The following is a 16,135-nucleotide window of genomic DNA, read 5'->3' as shown; positions in this document are numbered from 1 at the left end:
GTGTCACTCCAGTCCACTTAAGCTAATTTTTTTCGCTTAGTGCTCTGTGAGTGCTCACACAGATTGCTTGATAAATTGTTAAAGAGCGTTGCTTCTTGCGAAGCGAGGTGCGCATTCTACGCCATCCTCGGTGACTGTCAACCGCTTTTTTCAATCTTTTCCGAAGAACTTTTCTAAGGAAAGTTTGAAGCGTTTAACCGCCGCTGATAAAGCCTCAGGCCTTACCAACCCTGACCGCTTGCTGCTGCGCTATTGCGTGCTGCCCGCCGTGTCAGTGGAGTCGCATTATAGGGAAGCAATGTAGGAAAGCAACCATTATTTCAAACTTTATCGACTTTTCCGTAGATACATCTAAAAACGTACAACAAACACACAAAAAGGCGCTTAATTAAGCGCCTTTTGATGAATATACCTTACGATTACTCACTTTACATCTTTAGTCTCAGTAGATGTTTTTTCAACGGAGTTCAAATCTGATTCTGTGTGGCTATGATTAGAGTCAAGATCTTCCTCATCACCGACGACATGTTCAATCTTAAGCTTATTCACTGTACGAATCGTGTAAATCGGGCCCGAAATGGCATAAGCCGCAAACAAGGTAAACAATACGAGTGCAGGTTTAACCGCGACAATAATAAATACTAATACCACCAGTAACACAGCAAAAAATGGCACACGCCCCTTAAGGTCAATCCCCTTAAAACTATGATATTTAAAATTAGTGACCATCAACAAACCGCTGATAACCGTCACAACACAAGCCACAATATCGGCACTATTTCTGGAGAGATCTATATCTTGGGCAAACCACACCATTCCGGCTACAACCGCCGCAGCAGCGGGACTAGCTAAACCTTGAAAAAACCGTTTATCGGCAATTCCAACCTGAGTATTAAAGCGCGCCAAACGTAAAGCTGCACCAACGGTGTAAACGAATGCAGCTAACCAGCCAATTTTACCTAAGTCATGTAATGCCCAATTGTAGGCAACCAACGCAGGTGCGATACCAAAAGACACCATATCCGCCATGGAATCATATTCGGCACCAAAAGCACTTTCGGTATTGGTTAACCGAGCGACACGACCATCAACACCGTCAAAGATCATCGCCACAAAAATAGCAATCGCAGCGGCTTCAAATTGACCATTCATGGACGCAACAACCGCATAAAATCCAGAAAAAAGACCCGCGGTAGTAAATAAATTCGGGAGTAAAAAGATACCTTTTTGTCTCGCTCCCTCTCCCACTTTATGCTCTGTCATTTAGTTACTCTATAAAACTGCCTAAAAAACGTGGGCTAAAAATAGCATATCACCCTAGTTGTTAATAGCGTTGCACTGACAAATAAGCAGCGATGAGCTATATATTAAGACTAATACACTCTGACCGCTGTATTACGTTTCGTTAAATATCGCGAGCGCATAAACTTGGTAGTATCGCAATGAATATAGGTAGATTGACCGAGCAATTACAATTGGATAATGAACAGGTTGAACAGTTTGCTCACTTAGAACAACTTTATGACCGTTTAATGGAAGAACTTTTTAGTTTCGACGGTGACCGTAAACAAATGTGGAAAGCCATGCGAAACTTAGTAAAACAAAAAGACATCGAGATTCAAAAGTTACTCGATGCCAAACAAACTCAAAACTATTTCACACTTAAACAAAAAGAGAAGCAGCAATTAAAGCAAGCACTTCACCCAAAAAGTTAGATGCTTGCTGATTGCGAACTTCGGTTAGCCAAAACGAAGTTGTCCATCGACAAACTCAATCACAATGGTTTTCCCCGGTTCAAGCTGACCTGCGAGAAGCGCTTGGGCTAACGGGTTCTCTAAGCGTTGTTGAATCGCTCGTTTTAGCGGGCGAGCACCATAAACCGGATCAAAGCCAGCTTGACAAAGATTATCCAACACCGCATCACTAAACTCAAACTTATAGCCCTGCTCTTCCAAACGAGGCACCAGCCGCTGGACTTGAATTCGCGCGATTTCCCGGATCTGAGCAGCTTCTAAAGGATGAAACACGACGGTTTCATCAATACGGTTAATAAATTCAGGTCTAAATTGCTGCGATAAAACCTCCATGAGTGCCACTTTAATTTCCTCATGAGTCATTTGGCCATGACGCTCTTGAATAATATCGGAACCAAGATTAGAGGTCATGATGATGACTGAATTACGAAAATCGACGGTACGCCCTTGTCCATCGGTTAGCCGCCCATCATCAAGCACTTGCAGTAAGATATTGAATACATCTGGATGGGCCTTTTCAACTTCATCTAGTAATATCACCGAGTATGGGCGTCGCCTCACCGCCTCGGTTAAATAACCACCTTCTTCATAACCCACATAACCGGGAGGTGCACCGACTAAACGCGCAACCGAATGTTTTTCCATAAACTCAGACATGTCAATGCGGACCATTGAGTCTTCGGTATTAAACATAAATTCAGCAAGCGCTTTACATAACTCAGTTTTACCAACCCCTGTGGGCCCTAAAAATAGAAACGATCCAATGGGGCGGTTTGGGTCAGACAAACCTGCTCGGCTGCGCCGAATAGCGTTTGATACTGCCACCACAGCTTCGCTTTGGCCGATCACTCGGGTATGTAACCCTTGCTCCATGCGCAACAGTTTCTCACGCTCGCCTTCGAGCATCCGGTTTACTGGTATTCCCGTCCAACGCGAGAGCACATCGGCAATTTCGGCATCGGTTACTTTATTGCGCAGTAAACTCATGTCTTGCATTTCCGCCTGAGACGCCAAATCTAGCTGTCGCTCCAACTCAGGAATTCGTCCATATTGCAATTCAGACATCCGATTCAAATCACCAGCTCGGCGTGCTACGTCCATATCTAAACGAGCTTGCTCCAAATCAGACTTAATGTGTTGAGTGCCAGATAACGCGGCTTTTTCGGCTTTCCATACTTCATCAAGCTCTTTAAATTGCAGTTCTTTATCGGTCAGCTCTTCATCTAACAACATTAAGCGTTTTTGACTGGCGCTATCTGATTCTTTCTGCAAAGCCTGACTTTCTAGTTTCAGCTGAATAATTTTTCGTTCTAATTTATCGAGCGCTTCAGGCTTGGAATCAATTTGCAAACGGATGCTTGATGCTGCCTCATCGATCAGATCAATAGCCTTATCCGGTAATTGTCGATCGGAAATATAGCGATTTGACAAATTTGCCGCCGCCACAATCGCCGGATCGGTAATTTCTACAGAGTGGTGCAATTCATAACGCTCTTTTAGCCCGCGTAGTATCGCAATGGTGTCTTCTACGCTAGGTTCTTCCACCAATACTTTTTGGAAACGCCGTTCTAAAGCGGCATCTTTTTCAATATATTGTCGGTATTCATTTAAAGTTGTGGCGCCAACACAGTGTAACTCTCCCCGAGCAAGAGCTGGTTTAAGCATATTGCCTGCATCCATTGCGCCATCGCCTTTACCCGCTCCGACCATAGTGTGTAGCTCGTCGATAAATAAGATCACCTGACCTTCTTCTTGCGACAATTCATTGAGTACCGCTTTTAAGCGCTCTTCAAACTCGCCTCGATATTTGGCCCCCGCCACCAATGAGCCCATATCTAAGGATAAAACCCGCTTATTTTTTAAGCCCTCAGGCACTTCATGGTTAATAATGCGTTGCGCGAGACCTTCTGCGATAGCTGTTTTACCAACACCAGGTTCGCCAATTAACACCGGGTTATTTTTAGTCCGGCGTTGCAGCACTTGAATCGTTCGACGAATTTCATCATCACGACCAATCACTGGATCAAGCTTACCTTGCTCGGCGCGCTCGGTTAGATCAATCGTATATTTCTCTAATGCTTGACGCTGATCTTCAGCATTCGGATCATCGACTTTCTGACCCCCACGTAGCTTTTCGATTGCTTTATTAATATTGTCTTTATTAGCACCTAAGCCACGCATAATATCGCCGAGTTTGCCTTTATCCTCGGTGACGGCTAGGAAGAAGATTTCTGAAGAAATAAACTTATCTTTGCGCTTTTGCGCTAACTTGTCACAAAGATTAAGCAAAACCACCAGTTGGTTAGAAAGTTGAACATCTCCGCCAGTACCTTCTACTCGAGGGAGTTGCTCTAAGGCCTGCGATAATTGAGAGCGTAATGCGCTGCCTTCAATACCAGCTTCCGCCAACAATGGACGTAATGAAGCTGCATCTTGATTTAACATCGCAGACATTAAATGCACAGGTTCAATGAATTGATGATCTCTACCCAATGCCAGTGACTGCGCATCAGAGATGGCTAATTGAAACTTACTTGTGAATCGATCTAGGCGCATCTAACACCTCCACATGAAATAGTTTATTACCTATTATGTTGGTGTTGAACGGCCAATTTTCAAGCTCAATAATGTTTAATTTTCAAGCTAAAGGTAAACTTTGTGAACTGTTTCCAGTTATTCTTCCAACCAGATCGCAGCGGCCATTCTGCCAGTTAATCCCTCACGACGATATGAGTAAAACTGCTGTGCTGAACGATAAGTGCAGCACCGCTCAGAATAGACTGCGGTAAGCCCCGCTTGGGTAAGACGTTGCTCGGCCAACATAAAGATATCAGCAAAATACTTATTGGCTTTATTGCTTGGAGTAAAAGCTAAATATGCCTCTGAGTGACTATCGACAAACGCTTGTTTGACCTCTTCACCCACTTCAAAGGCACTTGGGCCAATCGCTGGGCCCATCCATGCCATCACTTGCTTCGGGGCAACTTTCATCTTAGCGATGGTATTTTCAATGATCCCATTGGCTAAACCACGCCAACCAGCATGAACCGCAGCCACCACTCGACCTTGTTTGTCACATAATAGGATCGGCAAGCAATCTGCGGTCATCACCACACAAACTGCCCCCGGTTGGTCGCTAACACTGGCGTCAGCCTCTGCCATTTGACTGCCACTCAAACTCGCATCAACCACTTGAGTACTATGGATCTGCTTTAGCCAGCAGACCTGGTCTGGCATCTCAGCCTGAAAAGCGACACGATTTTGCTGAACCGCTCTCCGAGCATCGCCAACATGATCCCCTAAATTAAAGGAGTCAAAGGGCGCTTGACTCACGCCACCAAGACGGTCACTAAATATGGCTCGAACATTTGGCGGACAAGGCCATTCAACAAGGTGACTTGGCAAAACCTAACCTAAATCTGGATTAAGTTTGTGGTCGTCACGTAAAGCCTCTGCGATATCTAAAATATCCTGAGGGACCGGTGCATGCCATTCCATCATTTCACCGGTGATGGGATGTTCTAGACGTAACATCACTGCGTGTAGAGCTTGGCGTTTAAATGCACGCATTACGGTGACTAATTCCTCACTCGCCCCTTTTGGTAAACGTAAACGGCCATAGGTTTGATCGCCCAACAAGGCGTGACCAATATGCGCCATGTGAACCCGAATTTGGTGGGTTCTCCCAGTTTCTAAACGCAAACGAATACGGGTATGCTGACGAAACTTTTCGGCAACACGATAATGAGTCACCGCGGGCTTTCCCGATTGAACCACTGCCATATGAGTTCGCTTATTTGGATGGCGACCAATAGGTTCATCCACTAGACCACCAGCAGTCATGGTGCCGGTAACAATCGCTTCATATTCACGGGTCACACGGCGCTCTTGTAAAGCTTCCACCAAATGCGTTTGAGCGGGAACCGTCTTAGCCACCACCATTAAGCCGGAAGTATCCTTATCAAGACGGTGAACAATCCCTGCTCGAGCCACTTCGGCAATCGCTGGATAGCGATATAATAAGGCATTCAGGATCGTGCCACTAGGATTACCAGCACCTGGATGAACCACCATATTAATAGGTTTATTGATTACCAAGATGTCATCATCTTCGTAAACGATGTCCAGTTCGATGTCTTCTGCTTGCGCTTCAACTACATCTTCTAATACGGTGTTTAAGATAATCTCTTCTCCACCAACAACCTTTTCCCTCGGTTTCACCTTAAGTTCGCCATCCAAACGAACACACTCCCCCAATATCCATTCTTTTATCCGAGAACGAGAATAATCGGGAAATAAGGCCGCTAAAGCTTGGTCTAGGCGGGCCCCAGCAAGTTCTTGGTCGACGATTGCACGCAACTCTAATTGTTGACTCATCTTAGGTATTACCTCTGACAGGAAGGCCAAAACCGGCTATTGTAATCATTCTCAGGCTAAAGCATAGAAGAAAATTGTTTACCGGATCATCTTCCTATCATATATCTCACTCGATGATTGACGGTTTAAGTAGCATAGAGGATACTGTTTGCCCATTATTTGAGGTGATTGGTTTAACACTTACCGTGTCCATTGTGGCCCGTGTTACTTTTCTACTATCACATTTATTACCAAGATGACTTTTAGCCAAATTATGCGCATTTATCAGCAAACAATTTCAATCATACTACTTGGCCTTATATTAGGCGCTTGCTCTTCGAACACCAAAGAGAAACCTAAAATCCCTGATAAGCCAGCATCAGAGCTGTATGCCGATGCGCAGACTGCGATTAATAATGGTTCTTTTAGTGATGCCACGGATAGCCTTGAAGCACTAGATACCCGTTACCCATTTGGGCCATATTCTAGTCAGGTTCAACTCGATTTAATCTATGTATATTATAAACGCAACGATACGGCCATGGCCTTAGCAAGCACTGATCGTTTCATTCGCAATCACCCCACTCATAGCTCTCTAGATTACGTCTACTATATGCGTGGCTTAATTAATATGGCGGCTGACCATAATTTATTTCAAAGTTTGGTCGGAATTGATCGCTACGACCGCGATCCAAGTTTTTCTCGTCAAGCCTTCAGTGATTTTAATACTCTAATCACTCGTTATCCTCACAGCGGTTATGCCACAGATGCTCAGCAGCGAATGGTTTACCTAAAAGATAACCTCGCTCGGAATGAGATTTCTGTGGCAAATTACTATATTAAACGAGAAGCCTATATTGGGGCGATAAATCGCGCTCGCTATGTTGTAGAAAACTTTCCAGATACCCCCTCCGCTAGAGAAGCTTTGGTCGTCATGGAAAAAGGTTACAAAGCTTTGGGCGTAGAAGAAATGGCCGAGCAGACTCAAAAAATAATTCAAGCGAACTAATCAATAACACATTTAAAAAAGCGAGCTCATGGAGCTCGCTTTTTTATGAAATCAAATAGCGTCTTCGTTTTCTTCACCAGTACGAATACGGATCACACGGTCTACATCACGCACAAAAATTTTGCCGTCGCCAATTTTTCCCGTTTGAGCAGTCTGAACAATCGCTTCAATACAACGCTCTAAATCATCTTTTTGCACCACTAGCTCTAGCTTCATTTTGGGTAAAAAGTCCACTTTGTATTCTGCACCACGGTATAGTTCAGTGTGACCTTTTTGACGACCAAAGCCCTTCACTTCTGTCACCGTCATACCAGTAATACCAATTTCAGCTAAGGCTTCGCGTACATCATCCATCTTAAATGGTTTGATAATGGCTGTTACTTGCTTCATTTGTACTTCCTTATGTTCATCATTTTATTAACTATGCTCTTTACTTTAAGCCAAGCTTAAGCAACTAACAATGTTTCTATCACCACCTTCACCTTGAAAAGTTTAACAAAATGACTTGCTGCTTATCATTGTGTCAAGCATATCAGCACTTGATTGAATGATTAAAACGGTAAGTTCAAGAAAAAGGTATAAGCTTAAATAGAGTCCAATATTGAGTATCACAATGAAACAGCTAGGTTTTACTCTCTTAGAACTAATGGTCACTGTCGCTATTGCGGTCATTCTTTTGGGGGTCGGAGTCCCTAACTTATCGAATTTATTCCAATCGATGTCTGCTGATGCCACGGTTAATCGCTTAATGCGCGAAGTCCGCTTTGCCAGAGCGCAGGCAATCAACTTAAATCAACGGGTGGTAATTTGTGCATTACAGTCCAACGGCAGTGACTGCGGAGGCACCGTCAATAACGGTTTAACGATTTTTGCTGACAATAACAACAATGGAAAACTCGATGCTAACGAACAAATACTACAAGCAGCGGCCCCCTATAACCAAGCTGGCAAAATAAACTTTTATGGTTCTGTAAATGCTATACATTTTGGTAGTGACGGTTTAGTCCTCGGCCATGGTAGCTCAGCAAGCCTCTATTTTTGCTCTGATAACAATCACTATATTGAAGGTGTAAAAGTTTCTTTAGGTGGCAATATTCGCTTTATCACTGACAGCGAAAAAACCAGTTGTCCCATCTAGCGATGAGCTTAATAGTTTAATTCTGTAAAGGCGCGATTGGCCTGCTCTGAACTGAATTTATCTTTAAAATCAACACATTCGAAAGTACGCAAGTGACCCAGCCTTTTTATGGTTTTACGGTCATTCACATAACGCTGATACAAATCTGCTCGAATATCCCCGATAGAAGGCTGCGGCTTCGATTTTTGTTTACCGGGACTGGCAATAATCACCTGGTCAATGCCTTTTTCCCCCTGCATATAACACTTTACCGTCTGAGCAGAGCTCACCGAAATAGGCAACATCAATACTAACAACAACCATAATAGTCTATTCATCATCCTACCAACATTCTGGATTAGAGCTTCCCGAGGCATTCACTGCGGCTTTAGCCCCTTGCTCATTAATCGTAAAGCTTCGACAATCACTGTCAGCGTTCAACTGAGAACCTATGGCGGTCGCTTTGACAGTGTAAGTGCTTGCCGCAGCCGAAGCGGTTAAGCTTATCGTGTAATATGCACTCTCAGAGTTATAAGTCGTAACTCCAGCAGCAGTCAGCCCCAATGCAGCTAAGCTACTGGCGTAACTCGCATTATCTGCGTAATACTGCTCCTGCAAAACGGCCAAAGTACTGAGTTCTTTCTTCGCCTCATTGCGCCGCGACTCAGCCACAAAGGAAGTATAAGCAGGGTAAGCCACCGCCGCTAATATAGCCACAATCGCAACCGCAATCATCAGTTCAATTAAAGTGACCCCTCGCATCGCTCTGCTCATCTAGTCCTCATTAAAATAAAAGTAAATTTGTTTTGGACTCATATCGACATTTGCCTGACGAGACCCCTGCTTACAAGCACCATCCTCTTCACAGGTATGCTCTTGCTCATCATTTTGGTCATCAAACACCAAGTCTTCACCCGGATCTCCGCCAAATACGCGAATCACCGACTCTCCTTGCTCATCTTCACCAGAATGAATAATCAAGTCATCGGGGACTTTATTTGCCACATCATAATATCGCTGGTTATTCACGTTAGTACCAATATGCATACTCACCGCGTAAGTTCGGCCTTTACCAATTGTAGGAATGGTGCAGGTGGCCGAATTTGTCGTTTCCGGAATAAAGGATGTGAAGTAAACTTCTCCTCCAAGTACTAAAGCACTCCCTAAAGACTTTTCACCATCATCGAGTAAATCATAAACCCAACCTTTGGCAGAGCCCAAAGCGAGCAACTGATTTTCAATCGCCGCTTCATCACTTAAACTACCGATAGGATCACTGGTAATATTGTATAGCTCATCAGAAGTAATTGCGGTGGGCTTTTCTGAAACTGTAGTGAAATCTGTCGATTGGACATTATAATCTCGAAACATATAAAATTTGTTATTCACACCATTGGGGTCTTTATCGGTCACGGGTTTAGTCCGGTCTCCTGAGCCAATCAACACTGCATCGTAGGGAATTTGCTGTGAGTCGGTGATGGTTACTTGCTCTGCACCTTCACCAGTGGTGATTTGAGTCAGTTTTTTAAGATAGGTTCGAACAATGACTGGCTCAGTAAAGAATTTACGTCTTTCGGTCACGGTTGTGCTATCGCTGATGCTCGCTAAGGCTGTCATTTCCCATTTACTTTGATCCTCTGAGTATAAGTCGACTCGCCATACCCGCCCCCCCATATCGCCAAAATATAGACGGTCAATCTTGCCATCTCCATCACTATCCAAAGTCGCTATCTTACTTGGAATACTATGTGTTAAACGGCTATCGCCAGTATTTGTTAAACTCCAAACACGTTCACCAGTCATTGCATCAACGATGAATATCGCTCTTCCTTTGCTGTCACTCACAGGATTCATCGAATCTTGATTCACATCATAACCACCGCCAAAAATAACCACTGGGTTGCTATGTCCTGGCACATAAGCGACTGACGGTTGTGACCAAGTTTGACTTAACTCCGACAAACCAGCTGAAGAACTATTCAGCCTCCAAAGCATTTTAGGTGAATCAGGATCGGTTAAATCCATCCCATAATAGGCATCGCCCCCACGACGTAAACCGGTAAATACAAGCACCTGATCTCCCGAAGTGCTGTACTTACCATCATTATCAACATCCTTTAGAAAAACGCTTGGGGTACCATCAATAGCGTATATATGCTGGGAACTTGCAACGTTATTACGTAATGCCAGCTGGCGACCTAACAGCTCATAAGGAAAAAATGCCCAGCTTTCCGCTACCGTCGCACCCGAGTCTTTAAACATATGCAAGGCACCACCATTGGTGCCAACCAGAATACGAATATCCATATCATTCGGGTCGGCGCTGGTACTGGCTGCACCAGAGCGCAAGCCATAATTAATCACGAGCGGACGAGAGTGCAGCGGATCTCCCATCAAGTCATTACGAATGGTGGTATTGCTATCACCATCATCATCATCAACATCCAATCCAAGGATCCAATTTACTTGCTCAGTCAGCGCATCTTCATTCACGCCCAAATGATTGGCCAAATTTGCAGCGGAGCCTGCTTTGGTTGTGAGGTTAGTCGAAGATAAAGTAGCAAAATTGCCGCGGTCACTTTGATTAAAATACACCACTCGAGCTTGATTGCTCACAAGGCTTTCAGATACACCACCTAATTCGACATTATTGCCATCTTTAACTGAGGACCAATAAGTCTTTGCTTCATCGATAATTGAACCATCGGCACCAATCGCAGGGTTTCCGTTCTGATCACTCATATAACCAGCCGACGAGAGCTGTAATTTTTTTAAATTGCCACGCCAACGCGGACTTAACGAGGGTTTGAACATCGCGTAATACACCCGATCCAGGGTGCGGGTTCGGTCAAAGTTATTACTGGTTACTGCCGGAGAGACTAAGGAAGAGCTTTCTTCATAAATTCCAATCAAGGCTTGGCGAAAGGCTGATTCTAATTCAACGCCATCCTCTGCGGGGTAAAAACGTCCCTGAGCGTTTTCAGCGGTCTTAATAAGCATTGCTGAGCCACCTTGAATAACATCTTCACCAAAACCAATGGTCGAAATTTTAGCATACTGCCTACCGCTTACGTCTGGGTTGATATCGTTGGTGTTCATCCACTTGGCTAATACCGGTAAATAGCTGGTTTCATTTCCGGTGCCAAAGCCAACCGGATCTTTCCAAGAACAATCCGCGACAGTGCTTGCGTTCTCATCGCAGCCTTGCACGTTATTGGTATTAATTGGCAAGGCGGTTACATTACCATTTTCTTCATCATCAACGGTCGGCGTTCCATCGGTAATATAAATAATGCTAATCGAAGCATCACAGCCCACATCATAGGGGGAGATATAGCTCCCAGAAGACTCTGCAGCAGTATCTCTTTGGCTTCGACGTGAACCTTCCAAGCCATATACCACCGGTTCCCCCGCAAAGTAGTGTTTGGCCTCCATTAAGGTTTCAACCAAGGGGGTTCCACCATTTGCATCCAATTCAACAATACTCGTGATTAAATCTTGATTATCATCGGAGGCTTGAATACGACGAATGATCCGACCACCATGATTGGTAGTATTAAAAACCATCAATCCAAACTTAACCCCATTAATGGTATCTAAGGCATTCTCCATTGCTTCTTGGGCTATCTCAATTCGAGGTCTTGACGTTGTCGAATCTGCATAGTGGTACCAACGTAAATAATTAGCTGAATACAACGTTATCAAGTAACCATCATCGAAGGTATCTTTCGTGGTTCGCTCCGCATCTGCTTTATTTAAAGTATAAAAATCTTCGGTATTACGCGCCGCTCCATTAATGGGGTGGCCCTGTGGAGCGGGAACATAGGCGTTATTGCTTTCCCGGTACTGACCCGGATTAATGGTAGAGACCACTTTGTCATAAAAATTACCGGCATCATCTTGGAGCTTTACAGTAAATGAGCGCGGGTCTCCATTGGCATCGAGTAAACGTCCATCACTCGGGTCGCTGCTTAATTCATAATCATCAATACAATCCAATACGGTATAATTAGCGCCATTATTTAGCCGAACATCGTCCCAAGAGCCGCTACCTCCTTGAATACGGTGTTCTCGAAAATACCCAGTGAAAACACCATTTTTGGCTAATGCTTCATAAGAGGCGGCGCAGTTATTAATATCCCAAATAAAGCGGCGATCATCATTGGCGCCAACCGGAATATAAGAACCATCGACGCCATTAACCGTAAAATAAATAAAATCGTTATCGAGACTATTTTGCGAGCTGATTCCAATAGGATAATTTTGGTAACTCTCGTTACCTTGACTATCGCGGTTATAACCTTGGCGGGTCGTGATATTCCATGCCATGCTGCCTGAAGTATCAAAAATAATTAAAACTTTAGGATCTGCAGAATTGAGGCTATTAAAATCAAAAAGAAATAACTCTGTATCGTCTGCCCATACCGGAACCGTCACCGCCGCGGAACACAAGCAAGCAAATAGTCCCGCTTTTAATCGCCCGTTCATTCGCTCTCTCCTAAAATGTGTCAGCAGCCTCTACTTATATTTAAGCCGTTATTTACAACAATGGCTGCTCAATCCCGGCCGCTAAGGAAGTTGCTGCCCGTGCCCCTTTACCATAACTTTTATCCGCCACAACTCTAATATAACGACATTGGCTAATGGCATTATTGCTGCTAGCATTAATGCTTCTCGAGCAGACGTTGTCGACGGTGTGACTCAAGGTACCGTCGACCCCTGGCACCACACTGGATGCAGACATTGAAGACGCCGCAGGCATCGAGCCAATTAAACTTTGTAAGCGAGGAGCCATAATCAACTGATCCATCTCGCCTTCCAATACATTCTCAGCGCCAAGCCGATCACCCATCGCTGAAACGACTTTTAAACCTTGATTGGCACTGCTCAGTAACACCCCACCCAAAAAGCTTAAAATCAGCAAAAACAACATAGCCACAAACAATGCCGCGCCAGACTGTTTCCTCAATTTCAAGTGAATACTCATCAATACACCATATTTCTGAAAAAGATGACCGATTCAAACAACGTTCGGCGATAATGATCATTTGCAGCAGCAACAGCAACATCGCCCAATTCATAACTATTGTTATTAGTATAGTTTTGATCTTCAGTTAAGGAACGGACTAACAAATATAACTTAGCGCCAATCACTCGCCCTTCACTCCACTGCAGCGACGTCACGTTACTAGCGGCAATAAATTCATTAATCACCCCATCTACACTGGTATCAGTATCCACCCCCAGTAATAACCTCATTCTCTCAATACCTTCCACCAAAGGGCCATTGATGGCCTGCATTCCACTATCATTATGGAGATACAACTTGCGTAAAACAGGCAAGCCTGATTGCGCGCTCACATCTAAGTAATAAACAAAGTGTTGATATTCCCAAACTTGCCGCCCCGGCATATCAGCTTCACTTGGCCAAGGATCGCTACTAGTAAAGAGCTCCGCTTGGGCGGAATTTGCCGCAAAGTAATAACGCTTGGAATTTAAGTCTGCGGCGCTTAACTTTGGAGAGCCAATTACCCGCTTAATACCAATAACATCGGAGTCAAGCACCAAGTTGCTACGCGAACTCACACAAGCATACTGGCCACTTAAAGAGTTACTGTTACTCACTTGACCAACAAACAAAGGACTAAAACGCCCTCCAGCCGATGGAAAAGAGCCTTCTGGGGTCGCGCCAACCCAGTCAGTCAAACAATCGTTAGCACTCGGAATATCGCTTGTAACTAAAGTGACCCCAGCACCTCTCACCATAGGCTTACCGGTATATTCGCCAAAAAAACCAACCATTTTTAGATCTCGAGTAATTAAATGGGTGGCGATTCTGCCACTATCCATCATTTGTTCACTATGATAGGTCGCTTCCGTAGTACGCTGCGAGGCAACCAAAAAACTCCCGATCCCTGCAGTCAAAAACAAACCAATCACAATCGCGATCAACCATTCAATTAAAGTAAAGCCCTGTTGAGTGGAATGGCTCATAGGCCAACTCGTGTAGTGAGTACCATTTTGCGACGTTGGTCTGCATTCACGCCGCAGCTAGCAACAAGAGGATTACTGTGACTCAAAGCAACTAACGATTGTCGAGACTGCCATGTAACCACCACCGTGAGCTCCCCATCGGCCTTCAGCTGCACGCAACCGTTAGGTTTTACTAATCCGCCTTTACCGCCCGCAGACTTGGCGTAAAGACCATATTCCCAGTGATATAAATCATCGTTCACTAGGTCAGCAAAACTACAGTTGCTCAGTAAACCATTGTCTTCTGCACAGGCAGGCTTAACCCTTGCAACTTGGCCCTCGCCAACAGTCACTGTAGCTGGATTATTAGCTTGCCAAGCCAAATGATTTAACCGCACCCGTTCCACCAAATTTTCAGCTAATAACATAGCAACTGTACGTTGATGAGATTCGAAACTAGAACGTTTAGCAACCGCCTGCATCGCGACGACGGCCAGTAAACCCACGGCCAAAATAAAAGAAGTGATGATGACCTCGATCAGCGTAAAACCGAGGTTTCGAGAATATGATTGATGTAGCATCTTAACCGACCCATCCATGATGCTTAATGCCATTTTGTGCCAATATTCAGTCAATCAGGAAAACCAGCGAGCTCATTTCAGTCACGCAGATCCCGCTATAGCTTACGACTTTGAAATGACGATAACCAAGAATCGCGCTTGCCTAAGTCCCTCAGTAATCGGCCTCAAATGGCATACTTCGACATCCAATAATTTGAACTTAGATGACGAGAAGTGTAATTACGCTTGCCTAAAGCCGCCATAGCAGCGTGCCGCGAATAGGCCAAGTCTCTATGTCGCTCCGAATCCATGAGCAACAGCCAGAAGCGAACCTCTAACAACCTAGTTATTTAGTGTATAGCGCAAAAAAGAAGGACATGCCTTCTTTTTTATAGAATATGAGAATGCTGAACGCGCTAGACTAGATCAGTCTTAACTCTGCAGGGACTTCAAAAATAGTGTTTTCTTCTCGACCGGGATTCTCTATAACACGAACCCCTCCCATATCTTTTAAACCAGCAACGACCTCTTGTACCAGTACTTCGGGAGCAGAAGCGCCAGCGGTCACCCCCACCCGACTATCAGATTTAAACCAAGCTGCATTAATATCGCTCACACCATCAATAAGGTAAGCCTGAGCTCCAGACTTTTCAGCTTTTTCACGCAAACGGTTAGAGTTAGACGAATTTTTAGAACCAACCACCAGCACCACATCAGACTTTTCAGCAAGATTTTTTACCGCGTCTTGACGATTCTGGGTCGCATAACAAATATCATCCTTGCGTGGTCCTTGAATGGCTGGGAACTTAAGCCGCAGGGCATCGATAATCGCCGAAGTATCATCCACCGACAGCGTGGTTTGAGTACAATAAAATAAATGCGTCGGTTTTTTTACTGTAAGTTTTTCAACACAGGCCACGGTTTCCACCAAATAGATACCGCCTGCATCGTTATTATACTGCCCCATTGTCCCATTCACTTCAGGGTGACCTTGGTGGCCGATCAATACACACTCAATGCCTTTGCGGCTAGCCCGAGTAACTTCCATATGAACTTTGGTAACCAACGGGCAGGTGGCATCAAAAATCTTTAAGTTTCGACGTTTTGCCTCCGCGCGGACTTGTTGTGAAACACCATGTGCACTAAAGATACAGATACTGCCTTCAGGAACATCACTCAGTTCATCAACAAATTCTGCGCCTCGTTTACGTAAGCCATCCACAACATAGCGGTTATGCACAACTTCATGACGGACGTAAATTGGCGCACCAAACATTTCCAGAGCGCGCTCAACAATAGAAATGGCCCGGTCAACACCGGCACAAAATCCCCGAGGGTTGGCTAAGATTATTTCCATTATCGTTCC

General features: G+C 44.5%; 15 protein-coding genes. 3 read left to right on the top strand and 12 right to left on the bottom strand.

Annotated elements, in window-relative coordinates; all coding sequences use genetic code 11:
- Positions 1–423: 423 nt before the first annotated feature.
- Complete coding sequence (gene pssA / locus ACRRS0_RS05035) at positions 424–1,263, bottom strand: CDP-diacylglycerol--serine O-phosphatidyltransferase (protein ID WP_432454281.1); 840 nt, start codon at positions 1,261–1,263, stop codon at positions 424–426.
- A 179-nt stretch (positions 1,264–1,442) separates the two neighbouring features.
- Between pssA and ACRRS0_RS05030 the strand changes: the two genes are divergently transcribed.
- Complete coding sequence (locus ACRRS0_RS05030) at positions 1,443–1,715, top strand: hypothetical protein (protein WP_432454282.1); 273 nt, start codon at positions 1,443–1,445, stop codon at positions 1,713–1,715.
- 24 nt (positions 1,716–1,739) lie between these two features.
- Here the strand turns inward: ACRRS0_RS05030 and clpB are convergent, their stop codons facing one another.
- The 3 genes from clpB to rluD form a co-directional block, all read right to left on the bottom strand.
- Complete coding sequence (gene clpB, locus ACRRS0_RS05025) at positions 1,740–4,310, bottom strand: ATP-dependent chaperone ClpB (RefSeq protein WP_432454283.1); 2,571 nt, start codon at positions 4,308–4,310, stop codon at positions 1,740–1,742.
- Positions 4,311–4,427: 117 nt separating this feature from the next.
- Positions 4,428–5,159, bottom strand: a complete 732-nt coding sequence (gene pgeF, locus ACRRS0_RS05020) for a peptidoglycan editing factor PgeF (RefSeq protein WP_432454284.1) — start codon at positions 5,157–5,159, stop codon at positions 4,428–4,430.
- Between the two features lie 3 nt (positions 5,160–5,162).
- On the bottom strand, positions 5,163–6,131 hold the full coding sequence (gene rluD / locus ACRRS0_RS05015) for a 23S rRNA pseudouridine(1911/1915/1917) synthase RluD (RefSeq protein ID WP_432454286.1): 969 nt from the start codon (positions 6,129–6,131) through the stop codon (positions 5,163–5,165).
- 253 nt (positions 6,132–6,384) lie between these two features.
- Between rluD and ACRRS0_RS05010 the strand changes: the two genes are divergently transcribed.
- The gene (locus ACRRS0_RS05010; RefSeq protein ID WP_432454288.1) at positions 6,385–7,119 is read left to right on the top strand and encodes an outer membrane protein assembly factor BamD; all 735 of its coding nucleotides are present in this window, start codon (positions 6,385–6,387) and stop codon (positions 7,117–7,119) included.
- 51 nt (positions 7,120–7,170) lie between these two features.
- Here the strand turns inward: ACRRS0_RS05010 and ACRRS0_RS05005 are convergent, their stop codons facing one another.
- Positions 7,171–7,509, bottom strand: a complete 339-nt coding sequence (locus ACRRS0_RS05005; protein WP_220718788.1) for a P-II family nitrogen regulator — start codon at positions 7,507–7,509, stop codon at positions 7,171–7,173.
- A gap of 223 nt (positions 7,510–7,732) precedes the next feature.
- On the opposite strand from ACRRS0_RS05005, the gene ACRRS0_RS05000 reads away from it, so the two are divergent.
- Entirely contained in the window at positions 7,733–8,257 is a 525-nt protein-coding gene (locus ACRRS0_RS05000) for a GspH/FimT family pseudopilin (RefSeq protein ID WP_432454289.1), read from the top strand.
- Positions 8,258–8,265: 8 nt separating this feature from the next.
- Here the strand turns inward: ACRRS0_RS05000 and ACRRS0_RS04995 are convergent, their stop codons facing one another.
- From ACRRS0_RS04995 to ispH, 7 genes are all read right to left on the bottom strand, one after another.
- The gene (locus ACRRS0_RS04995; RefSeq protein ID WP_432454290.1) at positions 8,266–8,577 is read right to left on the bottom strand and encodes a hypothetical protein; all 312 of its coding nucleotides are present in this window, start codon (positions 8,575–8,577) and stop codon (positions 8,266–8,268) included.
- A 1-nt stretch (position 8,578) separates the two neighbouring features.
- Positions 8,579–9,010: a type IV pilin protein gene (locus tag ACRRS0_RS04990; protein ID WP_432454292.1), complete on the bottom strand. Its 432-nt coding sequence runs from the start codon at positions 9,008–9,010 to the stop codon at positions 8,579–8,581.
- Positions 9,011–12,724, bottom strand: a complete 3,714-nt coding sequence (locus ACRRS0_RS04985; RefSeq protein WP_432454293.1) for a PilC/PilY family type IV pilus protein — start codon at positions 12,722–12,724, stop codon at positions 9,011–9,013.
- A gap of 52 nt (positions 12,725–12,776) precedes the next feature.
- Complete coding sequence (locus tag ACRRS0_RS04980; protein WP_432454295.1) at positions 12,777–13,223, bottom strand: hypothetical protein; 447 nt, start codon at positions 13,221–13,223, stop codon at positions 12,777–12,779.
- The gene (locus tag ACRRS0_RS04975) at positions 13,223–14,230 is read right to left on the bottom strand and encodes a PilW family protein (RefSeq protein WP_432454296.1); all 1,008 of its coding nucleotides are present in this window, start codon (positions 14,228–14,230) and stop codon (positions 13,223–13,225) included. The genes ACRRS0_RS04980 and ACRRS0_RS04975 overlap by 1 nt, the downstream gene beginning before the upstream one ends.
- The gene (gene pilV / locus ACRRS0_RS04970) at positions 14,227–14,823 is read right to left on the bottom strand and encodes a type IV pilus modification protein PilV (protein WP_432454297.1); all 597 of its coding nucleotides are present in this window, start codon (positions 14,821–14,823) and stop codon (positions 14,227–14,229) included. Before pilV ends, ACRRS0_RS04975 begins: the two co-directional genes overlap by 4 nt.
- A gap of 367 nt (positions 14,824–15,190) precedes the next feature.
- Positions 15,191–16,126, bottom strand: a complete 936-nt coding sequence (gene ispH / locus ACRRS0_RS04965; protein WP_432454299.1) for a 4-hydroxy-3-methylbut-2-enyl diphosphate reductase — start codon at positions 16,124–16,126, stop codon at positions 15,191–15,193.
- Between the last annotated feature and the right edge of the window lie 9 nt (positions 16,127–16,135).

Source organism: Agarivorans sp. QJM3NY_29 (assembly GCF_050870835.2).
GTDB lineage: Bacteria > Pseudomonadota > Gammaproteobacteria > Enterobacterales > Celerinatantimonadaceae > Agarivorans.
This window is presented reverse-complemented; position numbering and strand designations above follow the sequence as displayed.

Bases quoted from the DNA above. Each gene is read 5' to 3' on its own strand.
- pssA (WP_432454281.1), bottom strand. From the start codon at position 1,263: ATGACAGAGCATAAAGTGGGAGAGGGAGCGAGACAAAAAGGTATCTTT.
- ACRRS0_RS05030 (WP_432454282.1), top strand. From the start codon at position 1,443: ATGAATATAGGTAGATTGACCGAGCAATTACAATTGGATAATGAACAG.
- clpB (WP_432454283.1), bottom strand. From the start codon at position 4,310: ATGCGCCTAGATCGATTCACAAGTAAGTTTCAATTAGCCATCTCTGAT.
- rluD (WP_432454286.1), bottom strand. From the start codon at position 6,131: ATGAGTCAACAATTAGAGTTGCGTGCAATCGTCGACCAAGAACTTGCT.
- ACRRS0_RS05010 (WP_432454288.1), top strand. From the start codon at position 6,385: ATGCGCATTTATCAGCAAACAATTTCAATCATACTACTTGGCCTTATA.
- ACRRS0_RS05005 (WP_220718788.1), bottom strand. From the start codon at position 7,509: ATGAAGCAAGTAACAGCCATTATCAAACCATTTAAGATGGATGATGTA.
- ACRRS0_RS05000 (WP_432454289.1), top strand. From the start codon at position 7,733: ATGAAACAGCTAGGTTTTACTCTCTTAGAACTAATGGTCACTGTCGCT.
- ACRRS0_RS04995 (WP_432454290.1), bottom strand. From the start codon at position 8,577: ATGATGAATAGACTATTATGGTTGTTGTTAGTATTGATGTTGCCTATT.
- ACRRS0_RS04990 (WP_432454292.1), bottom strand. From the start codon at position 9,010: ATGAGCAGAGCGATGCGAGGGGTCACTTTAATTGAACTGATGATTGCG.
- ACRRS0_RS04985 (WP_432454293.1), bottom strand. From the start codon at position 12,724: ATGAACGGGCGATTAAAAGCGGGACTATTTGCTTGCTTGTGTTCCGCG.
- ACRRS0_RS04980 (WP_432454295.1), bottom strand. From the start codon at position 13,223: ATGAGTATTCACTTGAAATTGAGGAAACAGTCTGGCGCGGCATTGTTT.
- ACRRS0_RS04975 (WP_432454296.1), bottom strand. From the start codon at position 14,230: ATGAGCCATTCCACTCAACAGGGCTTTACTTTAATTGAATGGTTGATC.
- pilV (WP_432454297.1), bottom strand. From the start codon at position 14,823: ATGGCATTAAGCATCATGGATGGGTCGGTTAAGATGCTACATCAATCA.
- ispH (WP_432454299.1), bottom strand. From the start codon at position 16,126: ATGGAAATAATCTTAGCCAACCCTCGGGGATTTTGTGCCGGTGTTGAC.